Raw genomic sequence first — 21,785 nt, 5'->3', positions numbered from 1 at the left:
TTTATTTTATTCCTTCTTTAACTGTTTTATAAGTTATTTTTCCCTCATGTATTTCATTTATTGCTACTGTAACAGGTTTAGTTGAATCTATATCTACAAGTGGTTTTGCTCCATCTATTAATTGTCTTGATCTTTTAGATGTTATAGTTACTAATGAATATCTGTCATCAACCTTTTCTAATAAATTTACTATTGATGGATTAATCATAGAATTGCTCATGAATAAATTCCTCCTTTGATGCTAATATTGTATCCTTCATTCTATCAACTCTACAGCTTTCCGCTAATATAATACTTCTGACCTTATTAACTGCGTCCTCCACTGTATCATTTACTACTGCATAATTATATTTTGATACATAATTTATTTCTTTGTAAGCAGCTTTAAATCTTATCATTAAAGTTTCTGCTGTTTCACTACCTCTATTTATTATTCTATTTTTTAATTCTTCCATAGAAGGAGGCAATATAAATATAAATATTCCTTCTGGGTAAGTTTCTTTTACTTTTAAAGCTCCTTGAATATCTATCTCTAATATTACATTATTACCATTATTAATCTTTTCTAAAACACTAGATTTTGGAGTTCCATATAAATTTTGATGAACTTTAGCATATTCTAAGAAATCATCTTTTTCTATTCTTTCATTAAATTCATCTTTATTTAAGAAAAAATAATGTACTCCATTTTCCTCGCCCTTTCTTGGAGATCTAGTGGTGGCAGACACGGATACCCATAGGTCTTCCTTTTTTAAAAGTTCTTTGCATATAGTTCCCTTTCCTGCACCGGATGGTCCAGAAATAACTATAAGAAGTCCTTTTTTAGCCATTACTCTTCTCCCTCATTTATATCTTCCTCTTCTGCTTTAGAAGCTAATCTATGAGCTACTGTTTCTGGCTGAACTGCTGATAAAATAACATGATCACTATCAGTTATTATAACTGCTCTTGTTCTTCTTCCATAAGTTGCATCTATAAGCATACCTCTATCTCTTGCTTCTTGTATTATTCTTTTTATAGGTGCTGATTCTGGGCTTACTATTGCAACTAATCTATTGGCTGAAACTATATTACCAAATCCTATGTTTATTAATTTTATTGCCATTAAAAATCCTCCTAATTATTCTATATTTTGAATTTGTTCTCTAATTTTTTCTATATAATTTTTTATATTTAATACTAAATTAACTATTTCAAGGTCTGTAGATTTAGAAGCTATAGTATTTGCTTCTCTATTCATCTCTTGGACTATAAAATCTAATTTTCTTCCTACAGGTTCTTTTAAATTAAGGGTTTCTGATACTTGGTTTATGTGACTGTTTAATCTAACTATTTCTTCATCTACAGAAGATTTATCAACAAATAATGCCACTTCCATAGCTATTCTATTTTCATCAATTTCTGATTGGGATAAAAGCTCACTTACTCTTTCATGAATTTTTTTATTATATTCATTCACTACTTTTGGTGCCTTTTCCTCTATTCTATCAACCATTTTTTTTATTTCATCACATTTTATATTTATGTCTTTATATAATTTACTACCCTCCCTCTCTCTCATGGATACCAAAGCATCCACCGCTTTTTTCAGCGGAGTATTTAAATTTTTCCAGACTTCTTCTAAATCTTCTTCTTTTTGTTTTACAGTTATTACTTCTGGAAATCTTCCTATTAAAGATACTGATATGTCGTTTTTAACATCATATCTTTTACTTATCTTTTTTAAGCATTCATAATAATTGTCTGATAAGGTTTCATTGTATATAAGTTCTACATCATCTTTATCATATGTATTTACTGTGATATAAACATCAATTTTACCTCTATGTACTTTTTCTCGTATTGTAGCTCTCATTTTTTCTTCTAAAGCCATAAATGCTTTAGGCATTCTTATGTTTATATCACAGTATCTATGGTTTACACTTTTCATTTCTACAGTAAAACTTTTTTTATCCTGTTCTAAAAAACCTCTACCAAAACCCGTCATACTTTTAACCATATTCTTCATCCTTCCACAAACAGCCAGATATGATAATTATACATAAACTAAAGGATATTTACAACATAATCTCTATTTTACTTTAAAATACTCTGTTTTTCAAATAAAATTATAACACAATTTATGCTTTTTACATTATTATAACACTATATTTTTATAATTATTAAAATAATTATATTTTTAGTATGTTAATTTATTTAGTGGTATATTTATAAAGGCCATCTTCAAATATTTGTCTTATTTTTTCTACATCATAATTTGATTTTGTTAAGGCTAGAGCCAATTTTATCCTTGCCTTTTGTCCTGGAAGACTATCTCCAAATATTACTCCTATTTTTCTTAATTGTTTTCCTCCACCTTCATAACCATAAGTATCCAGTACTCTACCTTCATAGCATCTGGAGACTAACACTACTGGTATATTTTTATCTATTGCTCTTTTTATACCAGGTACCATATTGGGAGGTACATTACCTCTACCCATAGCCTCTATTACCAAACCTTTATAATCTCTATCTAAACAAAAATCTATAAAACTTGAATCTATACCTGATACACACTTTATAAGAGCTACACTGCTTTCTATTTTACTTGTCTCTATATGTTGTTTTTTTAATCTTTCTCTATAAAATATTACTTGGTTATTATCTACTATGCCTATAGGTCCAAATATAGGACTCTTAAAAGTATTTAACGCAGTAGAATTAGATTTTGTAACCTCACTAGCACAATTTAATTCATCATTTAAACAAACTAAAACACCTTTACCTATGGCCTCTTTAGATATAGCTGTACAAATTGAAGCTGCCAAATTAGCAGGTCCATCATAACCCAATTCAGAACTGCTTCTCATAGCTCCTGTAACGATTACAGGCTTATGAGTTTTTATAGTTAAATCTAAAAGATAGGCTGTTTCTTCTAAAGAATCCGTACCATGAGTAACTACAACTCCACAAATATCTTCTCTTTCTAATATGTTTTTTATATACTTTGATAAATCCATCATTTGCTCAGGAGTTATATAAGGACTTGGATAATTAGAAAATTCATAGTTCTCTATTTCAGCATATTCCTCTATGCCTGTTACCATAGCCATAATTTCTTCCCCAGATAAACTTGGTACTGCAGCCTTTATTCTAGGGTCTACCTTCATGGAAATAGTACCTCCGTTAAAAACAACTGCTACTTTTTTCATATCTTCATAACTTCCCCCTATCTATACAATAGTATTAAATTTTTATTATTTAATTCTATAATAAAATATATTGAAATTTTTTATTTTTAATATAAAATGTTCCAAAATTAATTATACATTTTTGTATCCCATCTGTCACTAACCGAATATTAAACCACATAAGGAAATTGCCACTTAACAGCTTTTAAAGTTTGAGACTTAAAATAAGAAATACTTTTGCTCGATAGATAGCTATAAAAATAAAGAATACTAATATTTGTGTCCTAATATTTAAGCTAACGCTCTCATGCCACGTCCTGTGGCAACAGAGCTAAGTAAACGTCCTGTTTACTTTACGCTTAAATATTAGTTCACAAATAAAGTATTCTTATTATTTTTCTAGATATCTATTTTCTCTAAAAGTATTTCTTGTTTTAATGATTCTATCAAATCATTAATCATTTTTTTGATCACTTTTTTAGCTCATATTTATTATCAAATTATTTTATTTAATTTATTATTTAATATCAATGTTTAACAAATTATTTCACAATTAAAATTAAGCTTCATATAAAATTATCTGAACATAGAATGACTAAAACAGAATTCTCTAGAATAACAGGTACAAGAAGATCAACTACTGGTGCTTATTGCAATGATACCTTTAAACATATAAGTAAGGAACATTTAGATATAATGTGCAGAACCTTAAATTGTGATATTACAGATATAATAGAATATATAAAAGATTAGACTAATATAAAATAATTTAAGAAAACTAAGATTATTATTTTTTATTTGATTTAGTTGATATATTAAATTTTAAAACATACATTAAAAACTTATATGACTACCATTTATAAGTTTTTTACTATTATACTAAGAATCCACAAAACAATATGTATTATCACAATAATATATTGCTTAAAAGAAGATATAAAATTTATTTATAATATATAATACTACCTGTAGATTGTAAGTTTTAAATTAAAAATTAGATATTTAAAGTTTAACAAATTATTTTATAATATTATAAAATAATTTGTTAAACAGTATTAAGTAAAAATAAACTCAAGAATTTTAGGCGAATTTACACACATTATAATCTCTTATTGAAGTGAATTGCCTTTATAACCACATATCCCTTTTTTAAACCAAAGGTAGCATAACTTCCTTTTAAGTCACAATTTCCTTATAATATGATACAGATAAGCCCTCCATTACCTTCGTTTATTATCTTTTGAAGAGTTTTTTGTATCTTAACCTGTACATCCTCTGGCATTCTGTATAATTTATTTTGTAGTCCCTCTTTAACCAATACTTCTAAGGATTTACCAAACATATTACTTTGCCATATCTTTGATGGATCTGTTTCAAATTCTTCTAACAAAGATTTTAGCATTTCTTCGCTTTCCTTTTCTGTTCCCATTATTGGGGATACTTCTGTTTCAATATCGGCCCTTATAAAATGTAATGAAGGTGCACTAGCCTTTAATTTAACTCCGTATCTATTGCCTTGTTTTACTATTTCAGGCTCTTCTAATTTCATTTCTGTAAGTTGTGGTGCCACCAAACCATACCCCGTATCTTTTACATCCTCCAAAGCCTCTGCTATTCTATCATATTCTATTTTTGCTTTATTCATAGTTTCAACTATTTTTAATAAATCATTTTCGTTTTCTATTTCCCTATTACAAACTTCCCCTATTATTTTATAGAACAGATCTTCTTTTGGCTTTAAAGCTATTCGAGCTGTCCCCTCTCCCATATTCATCTCATTTAATGTAGAATTATCTAAAAATTCAAATTCATATAGATTTTCCATAGATTTTTTTATGTCACGTACTTTATATATTTCCTTTGCCATATTTTTTACTACATTTATAAAGTCAGCTTTTAACCAGTGTTCTGGCTTTAGTTCTTCTATCCAAGCTGGCATATCTATATTCACTTCTTTTATAGGGAACTCTTTAAGTACTCTTTGGAAAACATTAGTCATATCTTCTTCTTTCATATTTAAAATATCCATAGTTTGTACTGGTACATCATACTTTTCTTCAAGACTCTTTCTTAGTTCTATAGTTTCCGGTTCATATGGATGTGATGAGTTTAAAACTATTATAAAAGGCTTGTTTATAGATTTTAACTCTTCTACAACTCTTTCTTCTACTTCTACATAGCTTTCTCTATCTATATCTGTTATAGATCCATCTGTGGTAATTAAAAGTCCTATGGTAGAATGTTCGTTTATAACCTTCTTAGTTCCAATTTCTGCTGCCTCTTCAAAAGGTATTTCATAATCATACCATGGTGTTGTAACCATTTTAGGCTTATCCTCTTCCTCCATATAGCCTAGAGCTCCATTCACAATATAACCTACACAGTCCACCATTCTAACTTTAAATTTAGTATCATTTTCTAAACTTACTTCTACAGCTTCATTAGGTACAAATTTTGGTTCTGTAGTATGGATAGCTTTACCTGAAGAACTTTGAGGAAGTTCATCTTTAGCCCTTTGTTTTTTATAAGCATTTTCTATCTTTGGTATAACCATTTTTTCCATGAATTTTTTTATAAAAGTAGATTTCCCTGTTCTAACAGGTCCAACTACTCCTACATAAATATCTCCTTGGGTTCTTTCTGCGATATCTTTGTATATATTAAAATTATCCAAATTATACCCCCCAATATTATAATATTAACATTATATATATACTACTGATTACTAACATTTATTCCTAAAAATAAAGCATTATAAAATTTTTTATATATTAATTTATATCATTATCCTTTCATATTATAAATTAAATTAGGTGATGAAAATGCGGTTTCTTATTTATACATTTTATGTTTAAATTAACTAATTATATCATTATATTAATTATCTAAATTTTACAATAATATGCTAAATTAATTTTTATACACAAAAAATAAATCATCATATTATATAGTATATGTTATATTAACTAACATATAATTATTTAAACAGAAGGTGATTTATTTGGGTAATAAATGTAAAATAATATGGGTACCAAGTTGTTGTAAGTGTACTGGATCTACTGGACTTCGGGGACCTACCGGACCTACTGGACCTACTAGTATCATAATTGGCAGTACTGGTGGTATTGGCAGTACTGGATCTACTGGACCTCAAGGTGTTACTGGGCCTGCTGGACTTCGAGGCACTACCGGACCTACTGTTGCTACTGGTGCTATTGGCGTCACTGGTTCTACTGGACCTCAAGGTGTCACTGGCACTACTGGACTTCGAGGCACTACCGGACCTACTGGTGCTATTGGCGTCATTGGTTCTACTGGGCCTCAAGGTGTTACCGGCACTACTGGACCTAACCAACTTGAAACTATATATGTTTATAGAGACCTTACAACTTCTTTGAGCATTGCCACTAATGAAGCTATATCATATAATAAAGTTGGTCCAATAACTCCTGCCTCCTTATATAGTTTTACTCCTCCAAGCACTAATATAACTATAAATGAAACAGGAATTTATAGAATATTTTATACTGTATTAACCTCAACCTCTAATGGAATAGGTGAAATTTTCATGAATAATGTTCCTGTACCAGGTTCTGCTCATACAGCAAATGGTAACAATCAAATGGTAGGAATAGTAGATGTTGAGGTAGACACCGCTCCAGCTACCTTCCAAATTAGAAATGTTTCCACTCAGACTTTAACTGTTGTCCCATCCACTACTATACCTGGAACTACAAGAACTACTAATCCAGTAACAGTTTCTATTGTTAAAATAATATAATAAAGCACTGATCTAAAGGTTAGAAAACATCTTCTAACTTTTTAGATTAGTGCTTTATCTATAATTAATGTATTTTTAATTTAAATCATTTCCATTTTTTTATCTCTAGTCATAAGTTCATAAACTCCATAATTAGGTTCTTTATTTTCAAATAAAACTTTATATAATGTATCTGTTATAGGCATTTCTACATCTAGCTTTTCTTTTAATGTATAAAAGGCTCTACAAGCTTTTATCCCTTCTACTACCATACCTACCTTTTCTATTGCTTCTTCTGTGCTATAACCTTTACCAATTAATATACCAGCTCTTCTATTTCTACTATGCATACTTGTGCAAGTAACTATTAAATCTCCCATACCAGTGAGACCTGAAAATGTTTCCTGTTTGCCTCCAAGCTTTGTACCTATTCTTATTATTTCACTCATACCTCTTGTCATTAAAGCCGCCTTTGTGTTATCACCATAACCTATGCCATCAGATACACCTGCGGCTAAAGCTATAATATTTTTAACGGCTCCTCCTATTTCGACCCCTATTAAATCATCATTGGTATACACTCTAAATTTATTAGTCATGAAAAGATCTTGAACTTTTTTAGCTATATCCATATGCTTTGAAGACACGACTACCGTAGTAGGTATATCTTGAGCCACTTCCTCTGCATGACTAGGCCCTGACAACACTACTATAGGATTATTAGGCAATTCTTCTTCTATAACCTCAGATAATCTTTTCCCTGTACCCTCTTCTATACCTTTAGCTATACTTATTATTATTTGATTTTCTTTTATGAAAGGTTGTATTTTTTTGCATACCTGTCTTATCACATGAGAAGGTACTGCTAATACTATAAATTCACATTGCTCTATACTTTTTTCTATTTCATTATAAGCTTTTATCCCTGCAGGTATTACTACTTTAGGTAAATATTTTATATTTTCTTTTTTGATATTTATATCCCCTACTATGTTATTTTTTCTATGCCATATGTTAACTTCCAATCCTTTTTTACCTAACATCACAGCTAAAGCTGTTCCAAAACTACCTGCCCCTAAAAAACAAACTGTTGAATCCATCTTATTCCATCCTTTCCCCATCAGTTAATTATTAACCTAATTTTTATTTTCAATTGATATTTAAAATTAATTTAAATAAATAGGTTTATATTAAAAATTCCTATATATTCACTGCCACTTAAAACTCTTTGTTCTAGTGGCAGTTATCTATAGGATATCTTTAAATTTATTTTTCTTTTCTTTCTCTAAATTCTAATTTTATTCCTGTACCCTGGAAATCAAAATTTTCTCTTAATTGATTTTCTAAATATCTTTGATAAGAGAAATGTATACAAGCTGGATCATTTACAAAGAAAATAAAAGTTGGTGGTTTTGTTCCTATTTGAGTTACATAGTAAATTTTTAATCTTTTTGTCCCTACTATAGGAGGTTCTTTCATCATAATAGCTTGACTTATTACATCATTTAAGACCCCTGTTTTTACTCTCTTAGTATAATTATCATAACATTCTTTAGCAGTTTGTAGAACTTTTACAACTCTTTGACCTGTTTTAGCAGATATAAATAAATATTTTGCATAAGCCATGAAGGATAAATTAACTTTTAACTCTTTTTTAAATTTATCCATAGTCTTATCATCCTTTTCTACTAAGTCCCATTTATTAACTATAACTAAAATAGCCTTATTTAAATCATGAGCATATCCTATTATTTTTTGATCCTGTTCAGATATTCCCTCTGTGGCATCTATCATGAGGATACATACATCTGCTCTTTCTATAGATGCATAAGTTCTTATTACAGAGTATCTTTCTATTTCTTCTTTCACTTTACTCTTACGTCTTAATCCTGCTGTATCTATTAAAGTAAACTCACCAAAATCTGTATTTACATAGCTGTCTATAGAATCTCTTGTAGTTCCTGGAATATTACTTACTATAAGTCTTTCTTCCCCTAGCAATTTATTTATAAGAGAGGATTTTCCTACGTTTGGTTTACCTACAAAAGCTATATTTATTCTCTCATCCTCTTCTCCATCTGATTTATCATCTTTAAAATGTTCTACAACTCTATCTAACATATCACCTAAACCTAATGCCTGTGATGAGGATATAGTTACAGGATCTCCTATACCTAAATTATAAAACTCATAAGCATTATCTTCATCCTTTAGTTTGTCAATTTTATTTACTACTAGTACTACAGGTTTTTTACTTTTTCTAAGCATTTGTGCTACTTCTTCGTCTGCTGGTGCTAATCCTTCTTTTCCATCTACTAAAAATATTATTACATTAGCCATTTCTATAGCTATTTGCGCCTGTCTTCTCATTTGAGATATTATTATATCTTCGCTTTCTGGTTCTATACCACCTGTATCTATCATTGTAAATTTGTAATTTAGCCATTCAGCCTCTGCATAAATCCTATCCCTTGTTACTCCTGGTGTATCTTGTACTATAGCTATTCTTTTTCCTGCTAATTTATTGAATAGTGTAGATTTACCTACATTAGGTCTTCCTACTATTGCAACTATAGGTTTTCCCATTTTTATTCCTCCCTGCTATGTTTGTTTATTATATCTATTAAGTCTTCTCCTGTATAATCGCATACTAAAATTTCTCTTTTTAAACTTTTGCTTAATTCTTTTAGTGTTACATCATCTAAGAAAACTTGTTCGGATATATCTGCTAATTCATATCCTTTTCTAAGCATTACATCTGGAATTATAACATACTTTCCTAAATTTTTCTCCTGTGTTTGTTCTATTATATCATTGGCTGTTATAAGTCCAGCTACAGTAATGGTCTTTCCAAAAAAATTATTATCTATTTTTATAACTTCTATATTTATGTCATTATTATAATTGTTTATTATTCTACTAGCCTCTAGTATTTCTTTATAAGCAGATTGTCCTGTTATAAGTGAAAAACTCCCCTTAACTTTGGTTGAAAGTTTTTTTACATTATTTTTTATATTATTCCTAAATATCCTTATAACACCTACGCCATCTTCTAATTGATGAAATCCATCGTAAAATTCTTCTTTAGGAATTTCCCTTTCTGCTATAACATAAAATTCATCAGATAGTCTTACAAATGGCTTTCCTATTTCCTTTATAAATTTATTTTGATATTCTTCTACCATATCTAATTCTTTATTAGCAGTTTCCTTGTTAAAAAGTTCAAACCGATATAAACCTTCTCTAAATTTTGTAACTCCTATAGGAACTACTGCTAAATTCTCTACCTGAGGATAAAGAGCATATAAATCTTCTATGGTTCTTTTTAGTTCTTCTGCATTATTAAGTCCGGGGCATAAAACCACCTGACAATTCATTTTTATACCACCCTCAGCTAATTTCTTCATTCTTTCATATATGTTTCCTGCAAATCTATTATTTAAAAGTTCAACCCTAAGTTCTGGATTTGTGGTATGTACAGATATATTTATAGGACTTATTTTATAATTTATTATTCTTTCTATGTCTTCATCCTTCATATTTGTAAGAGTAAGGAAATTTCCTTGAAGAAAAGATAATCTTGAATCGTCATCTTTAAAATAAAGAGTTTTTCTCATACCCTTTGGTAGTTGATCTATAAAACAAAACAAACAATTATTATGGCATCTTTGAGGTACATCTAGTATGGCTGCCTTAAATTCTATTCCTAAATCCTCATCATAATCCTTTTCTATTTCAAGCTCCCAAAGTTCCCCATTACTTTTTTCTATCTCAACTTCTAAGTATTCATCACAAACTAAAAATTTATAGTCAATAATGTCTTTAACTTCTTTATTATTTATAGACAGTAAAAAATCTCCCTTTTCTATTTCAAGTTCCTCTGCTATACTACCTCTTTCTACTTTTAGTATTTCCTTTTTCATTTTTTCAACTCCAAATTTTATATTTATCATTAAATTATATTACATTAATATAGTAATTTAGTCAATTTACAACTTAAAATTCAATTTTAAAAATAGAAAAGTAATAATTTTAATCAAACTCCAGCTGAACCTAATAATTACTCCATATTCTTGAAATAATTAAATATACCCTACTATTTATAATATTATTTACTATTTTGAACATTATAAACAAATATATAGTATAAAAAAAACAAAACACTTCATAAGATTTATGGAAGCTCAACATTTTAAAATACATACTTTCCATTTTATCTTAGAAGCGCTACAAAATATATTTAAATAAATTTTCTTAACTTTTTAATATAATAATTTTATTATATATTATTTTTTTAAAGTTTTATTCATTCATATCTATATGTTCTCCTGTTATTAAATAAATAGTCCATTCACATATATTAGTGGCATGATCCGCTATTCTTTCTAGGTATTTGCACACAAATAGAAATTGTGTGAGTTGATTTATACTTTCTTTTCTTTCTAACATTGTATCTATGGACTCTTTAAAGGCAGTTTTATAGATATAATCTATTTCATCATCTAAAGTACAAGCTTTGTAAGCTCCTTCTTTATTTTCATTTACATAAGAATCCAAAGATTCCTTTATCATATTTTGAACTAGCTCTGCCATTTTAGGTATTTTTATTAAAGGCCTAACGTATTCTTCATCTTTTATTTTTTTTGCTATTTTAGCTATATCCACTGCATGATCTGCCATTCTTTCTAAATCCGTAACAATTTTTAGAGTAGTAAATATTTTTCTTAAATCTGTAGCTAAAGGCTGTTCTTTTGCTATAAGAACTATACATTCATCTTCTATTTCTTTTTCTAAATCATCTACTAAATCATCATTTTTTATCACTTCGTCTGCTAATTTTTCATCTTTTTTTACTAATGCCTGAATACATGTATTTATTTGCTTTTCTACAATACTGCCCATTCTTAATATACTATTATGAAGCTTTAGAAGTTCTTTATCAAATACCTTTCTCAATCTATTCTTCCCCTTTCATTTAACTAACTCTAACCAAATCTACCTGTTATATAATCCTCTGTCCTTTTATCTTTCGGTTTATAAAATAATTCTTCAGTTTTTCCTACTTCTATTATCTCTCCATTTAAGAAAAATGCTGTGTTATCAGATATTCTTCCTGCTTGTTGCATATTATGTGTTACTATTATTACTGTATATTTATTTTTAAGCTCATCCATAAGTTCTTCTATTTTAAGAGTAGATATAGGATCTAGTGCTGAAGTTGGTTCATCCATTAACAATATTTCTGGTTCTACAGCTAGTGTTCTAGCTATACAAAGTCTTTGCTGCTGTCCTCCTGATAGCCCCAATGCATTTTTTTTAAGCCTATCCTTTACCTCTTCCCAAAGGGCTGCTCCTTTTAAACTTTTTTCTACTATTTGATCTAACTTCTCTTTAGTTTTTATTCCATGAATTCTAGGGCCATAAGCTATATTATCATATATAGACATAGGAAAGGGATTAGGATTTTGAAATACCATTCCTATTTTCTTTCTAAGATCTATCACATCATAGTCTTTATATATATCTTTTCCCTCATAATATACGCTACCTTCTATTTTTACAGAATCTATTAAATCATTCATTCTATTTAGAGTTCTTAAAAATGTGGATTTCCCACATCCTGAAGGCCCTATTAAAGCAGTAACTTTATTTTTTTCTATATCTATATTTATATTTTTTAAAGCTTTTACATTACCATAATATAAATTTAGCTCCTCTGTTTTAATAATTGCCATGCCTTTCCCTCCTTAATTATCCCCTGTATACATTTTGTGTATTTTTTTGCCTATTATTCTAGCTAATATATTAAATAATAAAACCATTATAATTAAAACCGCTGAAGCTCCATTAGCTACTCTAGCAGCATCAGGTATCATAGCCTCTGAATTTACTTTCCATATATAAACTGCTAATGTTTCTGCTGGTCTCATTAGATTAAGTGGAAAAGCCTTTGAAGTTATGTTGGCTGTAAAATTTAAACTAGGGGCACTCATTCCTGCTGTATATAAAAGTGCTGCTGCTTCTCCAAATATTCTTCCTGCTGCTAATATTATTCCTGTTAAAATTTGAGGAATAGCTGAAGGAAGCACTACTGTTTTTATTGTTTGAAATCTTGTGGCTCCAAGGCCTAAACTTGCTTCCTTTATTCCTTTAGAAGCCTCCTTTATAGCATTTTCACTTACCCTAGTTAAAGCTGGTAAATTTAATATTGATATAGCTAACGCTCCTGACAAAAGAGTAAAACCCCAATTAGTGATTTTTACAAAAACTAAAAAGCCAAACAATCCAACTACTATAGAAGGAAGGGAAGCCATAGTTTCTATAGAAACTCTAACCACATTTAAAAAGAACCCTTCTTTAGCATACTCCGCAAGATATATTCCAGCTCCTATTCCTATAGGTACTGTAATTATTAACGATACTAAAAGCATATAAAAGGAGTTAAATAATTGAGGCCCTATTCCTCCTCCTGCTTCTCCTATTTTAGGATCTGAAAACAAAAATTCTAAATTTAGTGTACCTACGCCTTTTATTAATATATATCCTAAAAGTACTAATAACAATAAAACTACCAATGCGGAAATAAAATATAATATAGCCGTCCAAATTTTATCTATTAATTTAGAATTCATTAATCTTCCCTCCTTCTAGCTATCATTCTAATGGATATTATGAATAGGAAGGATATTACTAAAAGCAATAGTGCTAAAGCCCAAAGTGCATCGTTCCATACTGTTCCTCCTATGGTATTTGCCATATCCATAGTAATAACACTTGTTAATGTAGAAGCTGGATTTAATAATTTATTAGGGAACTGAATAGAGTTTCCTATTACCATTTGAACAGCCAATGCTTCTCCAAAGGCTCTTGCAAGCCCTAATATAATGCCTGTTAATATTCCATTTTTAGCTGAAGGTACTATAACCTTACTTATAGTTTGCCATCTAGTTGCTCCTAATCCATAGGAAGCTTGTAAATAATATTTAGGTACTACTTTTATTGCATCTACAGAAATACTAGCTATAGTTGGTAATATCATTATACTTAAAACTATTATTCCTGCTAAAATACTAAAACCCGTTCCTTCGTAGATCCTTTTTATAATTGGCAATAATATACTTATACCTAACCATCCATATACTACTGAAGGAATACCTACAAATAATTCTAAGGCAGGTTTTAAAACTTTTTCTCCTAATTTAGGAGATATATAATTTATAAATATAGCTAAAGCTATACTTATAGGTGCGCTTAATATCACTGCACCAATAGATACAAAAGTAGATCCTGCTATAAAATTTAATGCACCAAATTTAGGGACATCCTTATCTGGGCTCCAATTAGTAGAAAATAAAAACTCTTTTAATGAAACTCCCTTTGAAAACACCGCTACGCCTTTTAAGGCTACAAAAAATATTATAGATAAAGTCAAAAAAACTATTAACACTCCACATATGGTTGATAATCCTCTTCCTATGTATTCATTTCTTAAATTTTTCAATAACTTTCTTTTAGTTATTTCTTTATTGTAAATCTTCCTATTGCTTATATGCATAACTCATCTTCCTCTAATAATTATTATTTTAAATGGGGTTATAACCTATTACCTATTGTTAAACCCCATCTAAATAGTTACCTTCTTCACTTTTAAAGTTTTATATTTTACTCTACATCAAATAACATTTAAGTTTACATAAATTTTTATAAAAATTAAAATACTAAAAGTTAAGCTTTACTAAATTTTAATAATTACTTAATATCACTAGCTGGTATATATTTTAATCTTTCTATTAATGGCTTAGCTTCATCACTAATCATATAGTCTATAAAAGCTTTTGTTAATCCTTCTGGTTTTCCCTTTGTATACATATGTTCATAAGACCAAAAAGGATATTTTTTAGCTATTATGTTTTGCTTTGTTGGCTCTACATTATTTATTTTTATAGCTTTTACTTCATCATTAAGATGTGAAAAAGCTACATAACTTATACTTCCCTTTGTTTGTCCTATGGCTTTTACAACACTTCCACTAGAATCTTGAGTTGTACCTAAGCCTTCTTTTTCATCCTTTCCATCCATTATAGTATCCTTAAAAGTAGATCTTGTACCTGAGGATTTAGATCTATTTATAACATTTATTTTTTCATCTTGACCACCAACCTCTTTCCAGTTAGTAATCTCTCCTGTGAATATTTTTTGTATTTGTTCTTTTGTTAAAGAATCTACCTTTACTTCTTTATTGACTATCATACCAAATCCTATGGCACAAACTTTGTGATCTACTAAAGATGAAACTTCATTTTTATCTTTTAATTTGGATTCTGCTGTTACATCAGAATTTCCTATTTCAACAGAGCCTGAAACTACTTGATTTATTCCAGCTCCACTTCCTCCACCTTGAACATTTATAGTAGCATCTGGATTTTTTTGCATAAATTGTTTGGCTCCTTGTTCAACTAAAGGCTGCAATGCTGAGGAACCTAATGCTGTTATACTACCACTTATAGCTTCTTTTTTGCTTTCTTCCTTATTTTCTTGTTTATTACCACAACCCGCCAATATCCCTAAGGTCATAGTAATTGTTAAAGCTGATATTATTAATTTAAGTCCTTTTCTTTTCATTAATAAAAACCTCCGTTCAAGATTTTTTATTTTATGTTTTCTTAATCATTATGTTTTATATTTTAAATCATCTAAGTTAAGCAATTATTATAGTAAAGTTAATTAAATTTAACATTAGTTTTTGCTTTTTTTCTTGACTTATGCAATTATTTATTTCTAAATAGGCCTAAAATTCTATATATAGAAAAATGAAGAAGTTTTTGTTATAAATATCAAAAACTTCTTCACTCTATATTTTTATTTTAATCTATATTATACTTAAAGGTATTTTCACTATAAATTTAGTACCTTTTTTAGGTTCACTTTTTACTTCTATTTTCCCATTAATCCCCAAAACTATATGTTTTACTATAGCTAAACCTAACCCCGTTCCCCCTTCTGCTCTGGATCGTGCCTTATCTACTCTATAAAACCTTTCAAATATTCTATCTAAATGTTCTTTCGAAATACCTACTCCTGTGTCCTCTACCCAAAATATTATATTATCTTCATCTTGTTTCGTACCTATATTTACCTCACCATTAGGCTCTGTATATTTAATAGCATTATCTATTAAATTTATTATCATTTGATTATATTTATCCTTGTTTCCTATTAATAAAGGTACTTTTCCTCCTACAATATTTATTTTTATATTTTTATCCTCTGCAGATTTTTTTACTAAACAATATACTTTTTCAATTAATTCATTTAAATCTATTTCCTCTTTTATTAACTCTTGTTTTTGTTTCTCTATATTGGATAATACTAATATATCATTTATTAATCTTGTAAGTCTATCCGCTTCATCGTTTATTATTTGTAAAAATTTTTCTCTATTTTTTTTGTCCTCTACATACTTTAAAGTTTCTGAAAAACCCTTTATAGATGTTAATGGAGTTTTTAATTCATGGGATACATTTGCTACAAATTGTTCTCTCATATTTTCTAGTTTCTTTATATCTGTTATGTCCTGTACTACTGCCACAGTACCTATATTATCATATTTACTTATTATATCTGTAGTTTTAATCCTAAGGGTTCTTTTTTCTGGCCATAATATATTTATTTCTTTATAGCCAGGTTCTTTATCCTTTAATACTCTTTCTAATTCAAAATCCCTTATATTATCCATAAGATTTTCCCCTATTATATCTCTTTTTATACCAAATAATTTGTTAGCATAGGGATTAATCATGATAACTTTAAATTCTTTATCTATGGCTACAACACCACTATCCATACTTTTAAGTATAGCCTCTAGTCTATTTTGCTTATCTCTAACTTCTACCAAGCTATTTTCCAATATATCTGCCATAGCATTGAAGGTTCTTCCAAGTCGCCCTATTTCATCCTCTGAATTTATTATTACTCTTCTATCAAAGTCCCCTCTTGCTATTCTCGCAGTTACAAATTCAAGATTTTTTATAGGTTTTATCATAGCCATTGATATTCTGGATGAAAATAAAAAAGATAGTATAAAAGAAAATAATATTATAGAAATATAGTATTTACTATAATTTTTTTCTAATAATTTTATATCTTTCATATCTATGGCACTTCTTATTATATAATCATTATTAACTTTGCTTGCAAAATAAACACTTTCTACTTTTCTTGTATTACTATATCTTACACTATAAGCCTCTCCATTTTTTTTTGCATTTATTATTTCTTCTCTTTTATTATGATTTTCTAATTCTACTCTATTTTCTTTAGAATCTACTAAAACATTACCTTTATAATCTAATAAAGTTACCCTTATATCATTATCTTTATAATTATTCTTTATAAAATTAACAATATTTTTAGGATCTTCGTTTCCTATTACTTTTAATATAAGAGAATTATTATTCTTTAATCTACTTTTACTGCTTTCTATATACTGATTATTAATAGTTATTAAGAAAAGTGAGGATATTATTGTTAATGTAAATATTAAAATTATAAGTATTGATAACGTTAATTTTTTTTTCATAACTTCACCTTTTAAAATTCACTATTGAATCTATATCCTATTCCTCTTATAGTTTCAATATACTTAGGATTTTTATCGTCATCCTCTATTTTTTTTCTTAAATGCCTTATATGCACATCTACAGTCCTAGTTTCTCCAATATATTCATATCCCCATATTGTATCCAGCAAAAAATCTCTTGTCATAACCTTCCCTTTATTCTTTATTAACACCTCTAAAAGCTCAAACTCTTTTAATGTGAGCTCTATTTTTTTTCCTTCTTTTGTAAGAGAATGTTTTTCAAAGTCTATAACAATATTCCCTAAAACATAGGATTTAGATTCTATATTTATAGTTGTTCTTCTCCTAAGTACCGCTTTTACTCTAGCTACCATTTCTCTAACAGAAAAAGGTTTAGTTATATAATCATCAGCTCCTAATTCTAAGCCCAAAACCTTATCCAATTCTTCCCCTTTAGCTGTAATCATTATTATAGAAGTAGTAGCTATATTATTATTTTTTCTTATTTCCTTACAAACATCATACCCATCCATTCCTGGTAACATTAGATCTAAAAGTACTAAATCCGGTTTTTCTTCCTTAACTATATTCAATGCATCTATCCCATTTAAAGCGCAAATACATTCGTATCCATTATTTTCTAAATTAAATTTTATTAATTCACATATATGTTCTTCATCGTCTACTATAAGTATTTTTTCCATGGCCATAGTACCCCTCCTATTGTTTATTTAAATATACAAAGGAAAATTGTCTTCCTATATTCCCCTCTTTCCTATAGGAATAAAATTTAGGATCAGAGCTACACATAGTACATAAATTTGCTCTAATTATATTTTCATTTTTAACCCCTATATTTCTTAATTGTATCAATATACATGCTTCCAGATTTAAATTTCTGTTATAACTTATATTACAATCATTATATATTTTGTCTTCTTTAAACTTATTTATTAACTCATAACTAACTTCATAACAACAATCCTTTATATGAGGACCTATTGAGGCTATAATATTTTCTGTTTTTGTATTATAATCCTCTTTCATTTTATTTATGGTGTGTATAACTATCTTTTCATAAGTTCCTCTCCATCCACTGTGAACTGCAGCTACTACCTCATTTTTTTTATCATATAATAATATAGGGACACAATCTGCTGTAAAAACCCCTACAGCTCTATTAAATTTATTAGTTATTATTGCATCTCCCTCTTTATCTTTATCTTTAAAGTTTCTAACTCTATTACTGTGTATCTGATTTAAATAACATACTTCCTCTAATGAAAACCACCTTTTTATATTATTTAAATTTTTTTTCCCTTCATCTATACTTTTATTAAAATTTAGGTGATTTTCTCCAGTAGAAAATATAAAATTAGCATTTTTAAATTCTAATTTTAGAAATGTATATGCACCCACATTAATTTTTTCAAAATTCATAATACACATCATCCTTCCTATAAATATATTATCATTAATTTTATATTATTTTTAAAATATTTATGACTTTTAACCTATTTAACTTTATTTTAACATAGGGTTCTTAACTTCCCTATAATTAATTCTAGTTATTTTAATATAAAGTTTACAAAATAAAAAACCTAATACTATTACCATAATAGCATTAAGTTTTTATATATTTAAATTAATTTTAAGTTTTTATACTTCATCTTTTAAAGATTTAATAATTTAAGTTTATAAAAATAAAATTATATCTAATTCTTCTCCATTAGATTTTTAATCTCTTCCATAAAAGTATTAATATCTTTGAACTGTCTATATACAGAAGCAAATCTAACATAGGATACTTCATCTATCTTTTTTAAATTCTTCATTATTATTTGTCCTATTTCATCTGTATTTACTTCTGTAAGCATTTCATTGCTTATATGTCTTTCTACTTCATCTGCTATTTGTTCAATTTGCTTTCTTGATACTGGTCTCTTCTGACAAGCCTTCATAAGACCATTTACTATTTTATTTCTATCAAAATATTCCCTACTCATATTTTTTTTTATAACAAGAATAGGTGTAGTTTCTATTTTTTCATAGGTAGTATATCTTCTATTACATTTTAAACATTCTCTTCTTCTTCTTATGGAACTTCCATCCTCTGTAGATCTTGAATCTACCACTTTGCTTTCTCCATATGCACAGTAGGGACACTTCAATTTAATCCACATCCTTTTCTTTAGATTACTAAAATTTAGCTATATATATTAATTATACACTTTTTCTCCATTTTTTCTACTATATACTTAAATTTTCAATGGTTAAAAGTATAAAATCCTTTTTAAACAAACTAATTATCTTCTACAAAATAGCTATCTCCATTTACTAGTATAACATCCGTACCTATTTTATATATTTTGTCCCAACTTATTTCTAAATCTTCTTTTTTATTGAAAAATCCTACTTTCTCAGTGGGTAGAACTATAGATAATATTTTATAAGAATCACAGTCTATAATCAAATCCTTTATGTATCCCATTTTACTACCGGTATTTAAGTCTATTACCTCCATATTTTTTAAACTTTCTATGGAATATAATTCTACTTGTTCCATGGTATCCCCCCTTAAACAGTTTTTATATTATAATATATGTTTCCTTATTCTATTCTATGAAAAAGATTAAAAAAATAAAAAGCTACTGATAAAAAATATTTATCAGTAGCTTAAAGTGTTCTCTAATAATCTAAGAACATTTTCTGATTAAACATACTTTCTCATATGTTTTAAAGCAGTTTTTTCTAACCTAGATACCTGTGCTTGAGATATGCCTATTTCATCGGCTACTTCCATTTGAGTTCTTCCATCAAAAAACCTTAAATTAAGTATTAGCTTTTCTCTGTCATTTAATTTTTTCATAGCTTCTTTTATAGATATGTTTTCTATCCAGTTCTCATCTACATTTTTAGTGTCACTTATTTGATCCATAACAAATATAGCATCACCGCCATCATGATATATAGGTTCAAATAAAGATACTGGATCTTGTATAGCATCTAAAGCAAACACTACCTCTTCTCTTGGTAATTCTAATTCTTTAGCTATTTGAGACACTGTTGGTTCTTTATTATTATTTTTTATTAATTTGTCTCTAGCCTGTAGAGCTTTATAGGCTATATCTCTTAAAGATCTACTAACTCTTATGGAATTATTATCTCTTAGGTATCTTCTTATTTCTCCTATTATCATAGGAACAGCATAAGTAGAGAATTTTACATTTTGACTTAAATCAAAATTATCTATAGCTTTTATAAGGCCTATACATCCAACTTGAAAAAGATCATCCACATTTTCCCCTCGATTGTTAAATCTTTTTATTACACTTAGTACTAACCTTAAGTTTCCTTGTATAAATTCTTCTCTACATTCTGTTTCACCGTTCCTAATCCTTACCAGTAATTTTTTCATCTCTTTATCTTTTAATACTGGCAATTTTGATGTATTTACTCCACAAATTTCAACTTTATTAATAACCATAAAGTCATCAGTCCCTTCAGAATGATTGCATTTAAATTGTTTCCAAAGGAACCTAATTTTATACCAAGGACAAACTAAACCATTTTATTTATTTCTTTTTTTAAAGTCTTAATTATTCTTTTTTCTAACCTTGATATGTAGGATTGAGATATACCCAGCATATCTGCTACTTCCTTTTGAGTTTTTTCTCTTTTCCCATTAAGACCAAATCTTAATCTTACTATTTCCTTTTCTCTTTCGTTTAATTTTTTCATAGCTAATAGCAATAATTGTTTGTCTACTTCATCTTCTATTAAATTATAAACCTCATCATTATCTGTACCTAATATATCTGAAAGTAACAGCTCATTTCCATCCCAATCAATATTTAAAGGCTCATAAAAAGATATTTCTGCCTTTACTTTACTATTTCTTCTTAAATACATTAATATCTCATTTTCTATACATCTTGAGGCATAGGTTGCCAATTTAATTTTTTTATCTGGCTTAAAAGTATTTACTGCCTTAATTAATCCTATAGTACCTACAGATACTAAATCTTCTATACATATACCCGTGTTTTCAAATTTTCTAGCTATATAAACTACTAATCTTAAATTTCTTTCTATTAAAACAGATCGAACTTTTTCATCTCCATTTATTAACCTTTGCACAAAATATTCTTCTTCTTCTTTTGAAAGTGGCGGTGGAAGTGCATCATTCCCACCTATGTAATAAACGCTTTTAAAAAATAATTTAAATTTTATTAATATTCTGTTTAATAATACCTTTAAATTTATCATAAAA

23 protein-coding genes are annotated in these 21,785 nt (G+C 28.1%); 2 read left to right on the top strand and 21 right to left on the bottom strand.

Annotation, left to right across the window (positions count from 1 at the left end):
* Position 1: 1 nt before the first annotated feature.
* The 5 genes from rpoZ to ACYUEW_RS01415 form a co-directional block, all read right to left on the bottom strand.
* A complete protein-coding gene (rpoZ, locus tag ACYUEW_RS01435) occupies positions 2-220 on the bottom strand; it encodes a DNA-directed RNA polymerase subunit omega (RefSeq protein ID WP_003388622.1) in 219 nt (72 codons plus the stop codon).
* The gene (gene gmk / locus ACYUEW_RS01430) at positions 201-830 is read right to left on the bottom strand and encodes a guanylate kinase (RefSeq protein ID WP_003388624.1); all 630 of its coding nucleotides are present in this window, start codon (positions 828-830) and stop codon (positions 201-203) included. The genes rpoZ and gmk overlap by 20 nt, the downstream gene beginning before the upstream one ends.
* Positions 830-1,105 (bottom strand): extracellular matrix/biofilm regulator RemA, encoded by a 276-nt coding sequence (gene remA / locus ACYUEW_RS01425; RefSeq protein ID WP_003388626.1) that lies wholly within the window; start codon positions 1,103-1,105, stop codon positions 830-832. Before remA ends, gmk begins: the two co-directional genes overlap by 1 nt.
* 15 nt (positions 1,106-1,120) lie before the next feature.
* Positions 1,121-1,999: a YicC/YloC family endoribonuclease gene (locus ACYUEW_RS01420; protein ID WP_460276077.1), complete on the bottom strand. Its 879-nt coding sequence runs from the start codon at positions 1,997-1,999 to the stop codon at positions 1,121-1,123.
* 193 nt (positions 2,000-2,192) lie between these two features.
* Positions 2,193-3,194 (bottom strand): asparaginase, encoded by a 1,002-nt coding sequence (locus ACYUEW_RS01415; RefSeq protein WP_030035735.1) that lies wholly within the window; start codon positions 3,192-3,194, stop codon positions 2,193-2,195.
* Positions 3,195-3,725: 531 nt separating this feature from the next.
* Between ACYUEW_RS01415 and ACYUEW_RS01410 the strand changes: the two genes are divergently transcribed.
* A complete protein-coding gene (locus tag ACYUEW_RS01410) occupies positions 3,726-3,926 on the top strand; it encodes a helix-turn-helix domain-containing protein (RefSeq protein WP_460276088.1) in 201 nt (66 codons plus the stop codon).
* 439 nt (positions 3,927-4,365) lie between these two features.
* On the opposite strand, the gene spoIVA is transcribed toward ACYUEW_RS01410, so the two are convergent.
* Positions 4,366-5,847, bottom strand: coding sequence for a stage IV sporulation protein A (spoIVA, locus tag ACYUEW_RS01405; protein WP_003494400.1), 1,482 nt, complete (start codon positions 5,845-5,847; stop codon positions 4,366-4,368).
* Positions 5,848-6,174: 327 nt separating this feature from the next.
* Here spoIVA and ACYUEW_RS01400 point away from each other — a divergent pair, with 327 nt between their 5' ends.
* Positions 6,175-6,954, top strand: coding sequence for a hypothetical protein (locus ACYUEW_RS01400; RefSeq protein WP_460276076.1), 780 nt, complete (start codon positions 6,175-6,177; stop codon positions 6,952-6,954).
* 80 nt (positions 6,955-7,034) lie between these two features.
* On the opposite strand, the gene ACYUEW_RS01395 is transcribed toward ACYUEW_RS01400, so the two are convergent.
* The 15 genes from ACYUEW_RS01395 to sigE all read right to left on the bottom strand — a co-directional run bounded on the left by ACYUEW_RS01395 (position 7,035) and on the right by sigE (position 21,781).
* Positions 7,035-8,033: an NAD(P)H-dependent glycerol-3-phosphate dehydrogenase gene (locus tag ACYUEW_RS01395; protein ID WP_265203948.1), complete on the bottom strand. Its 999-nt coding sequence runs from the start codon at positions 8,031-8,033 to the stop codon at positions 7,035-7,037.
* A 166-nt stretch (positions 8,034-8,199) separates the two neighbouring features.
* A complete protein-coding gene (gene der, locus ACYUEW_RS01390; RefSeq protein WP_085333577.1) occupies positions 8,200-9,519 on the bottom strand; it encodes a ribosome biogenesis GTPase Der in 1,320 nt (439 codons plus the stop codon).
* Positions 9,520-9,521: 2 nt separating this feature from the next.
* Positions 9,522-10,856: a radical SAM protein gene (locus ACYUEW_RS01385; protein WP_042384648.1), complete on the bottom strand. Its 1,335-nt coding sequence runs from the start codon at positions 10,854-10,856 to the stop codon at positions 9,522-9,524.
* 379 nt (positions 10,857-11,235) lie between these two features.
* Positions 11,236-11,889 (bottom strand): phosphate signaling complex protein PhoU, encoded by a 654-nt coding sequence (phoU, locus tag ACYUEW_RS01380; protein WP_265203947.1) that lies wholly within the window; start codon positions 11,887-11,889, stop codon positions 11,236-11,238.
* Between the two features lie 29 nt (positions 11,890-11,918).
* Positions 11,919-12,668 (bottom strand): phosphate ABC transporter ATP-binding protein PstB, encoded by a 750-nt coding sequence (gene pstB / locus ACYUEW_RS01375; RefSeq protein WP_003484679.1) that lies wholly within the window; start codon positions 12,666-12,668, stop codon positions 11,919-11,921.
* A 12-nt stretch (positions 12,669-12,680) separates the two neighbouring features.
* Positions 12,681-13,565 (bottom strand): phosphate ABC transporter permease PstA, encoded by an 885-nt coding sequence (gene pstA, locus ACYUEW_RS01370; RefSeq protein ID WP_003484677.1) that lies wholly within the window; start codon positions 13,563-13,565, stop codon positions 12,681-12,683.
* The gene (pstC, locus tag ACYUEW_RS01365; RefSeq protein WP_460276075.1) at positions 13,565-14,488 is read right to left on the bottom strand and encodes a phosphate ABC transporter permease subunit PstC; all 924 of its coding nucleotides are present in this window, start codon (positions 14,486-14,488) and stop codon (positions 13,565-13,567) included. The genes pstA and pstC overlap by 1 nt, the downstream gene beginning before the upstream one ends.
* Before the next feature lie 194 nt (positions 14,489-14,682).
* The gene (locus ACYUEW_RS01360) at positions 14,683-15,555 is read right to left on the bottom strand and encodes a phosphate ABC transporter substrate-binding protein (protein ID WP_003484674.1); all 873 of its coding nucleotides are present in this window, start codon (positions 15,553-15,555) and stop codon (positions 14,683-14,685) included.
* Positions 15,556-15,802: 247 nt separating this feature from the next.
* Positions 15,803-17,512 (bottom strand): two-component system histidine kinase PnpS, encoded by a 1,710-nt coding sequence (gene pnpS, locus ACYUEW_RS01355; protein WP_265203946.1) that lies wholly within the window; start codon positions 17,510-17,512, stop codon positions 15,803-15,805.
* Positions 17,513-17,523: 11 nt separating this feature from the next.
* Complete coding sequence (locus ACYUEW_RS01350) at positions 17,524-18,222, bottom strand: response regulator (protein WP_460276074.1); 699 nt, start codon at positions 18,220-18,222, stop codon at positions 17,524-17,526.
* A 10-nt stretch (positions 18,223-18,232) separates the two neighbouring features.
* Positions 18,233-18,952: a peptidoglycan editing factor PgeF gene (gene pgeF / locus ACYUEW_RS01345; RefSeq protein ID WP_460276073.1), complete on the bottom strand. Its 720-nt coding sequence runs from the start codon at positions 18,950-18,952 to the stop codon at positions 18,233-18,235.
* A gap of 275 nt (positions 18,953-19,227) precedes the next feature.
* Positions 19,228-19,683: a transcriptional regulator NrdR gene (nrdR, locus tag ACYUEW_RS01340; protein ID WP_003494421.1), complete on the bottom strand. Its 456-nt coding sequence runs from the start codon at positions 19,681-19,683 to the stop codon at positions 19,228-19,230.
* A gap of 131 nt (positions 19,684-19,814) precedes the next feature.
* On the bottom strand, positions 19,815-20,078 hold the full coding sequence (locus ACYUEW_RS01335; protein ID WP_085333583.1) for a YlmC/YmxH family sporulation protein: 264 nt from the start codon (positions 20,076-20,078) through the stop codon (positions 19,815-19,817).
* Between the two features lie 147 nt (positions 20,079-20,225).
* On the bottom strand, positions 20,226-20,999 hold the full coding sequence (sigG, locus tag ACYUEW_RS01330; RefSeq protein WP_003393807.1) for an RNA polymerase sporulation sigma factor SigG: 774 nt from the start codon (positions 20,997-20,999) through the stop codon (positions 20,226-20,228).
* 74 nt (positions 21,000-21,073) lie between these two features.
* A complete protein-coding gene (gene sigE / locus ACYUEW_RS01325; protein WP_003399432.1) occupies positions 21,074-21,781 on the bottom strand; it encodes an RNA polymerase sporulation sigma factor SigE in 708 nt (235 codons plus the stop codon).
* Between the last annotated feature and the right edge of the window lie 4 nt (positions 21,782-21,785).

Source organism: Clostridium sp. CTA-1 (assembly GCF_054768215.1).
Note: the sequence above shows the minus strand (reverse complement) of the source record. Positions and strands in the feature narration are given on the sequence as shown.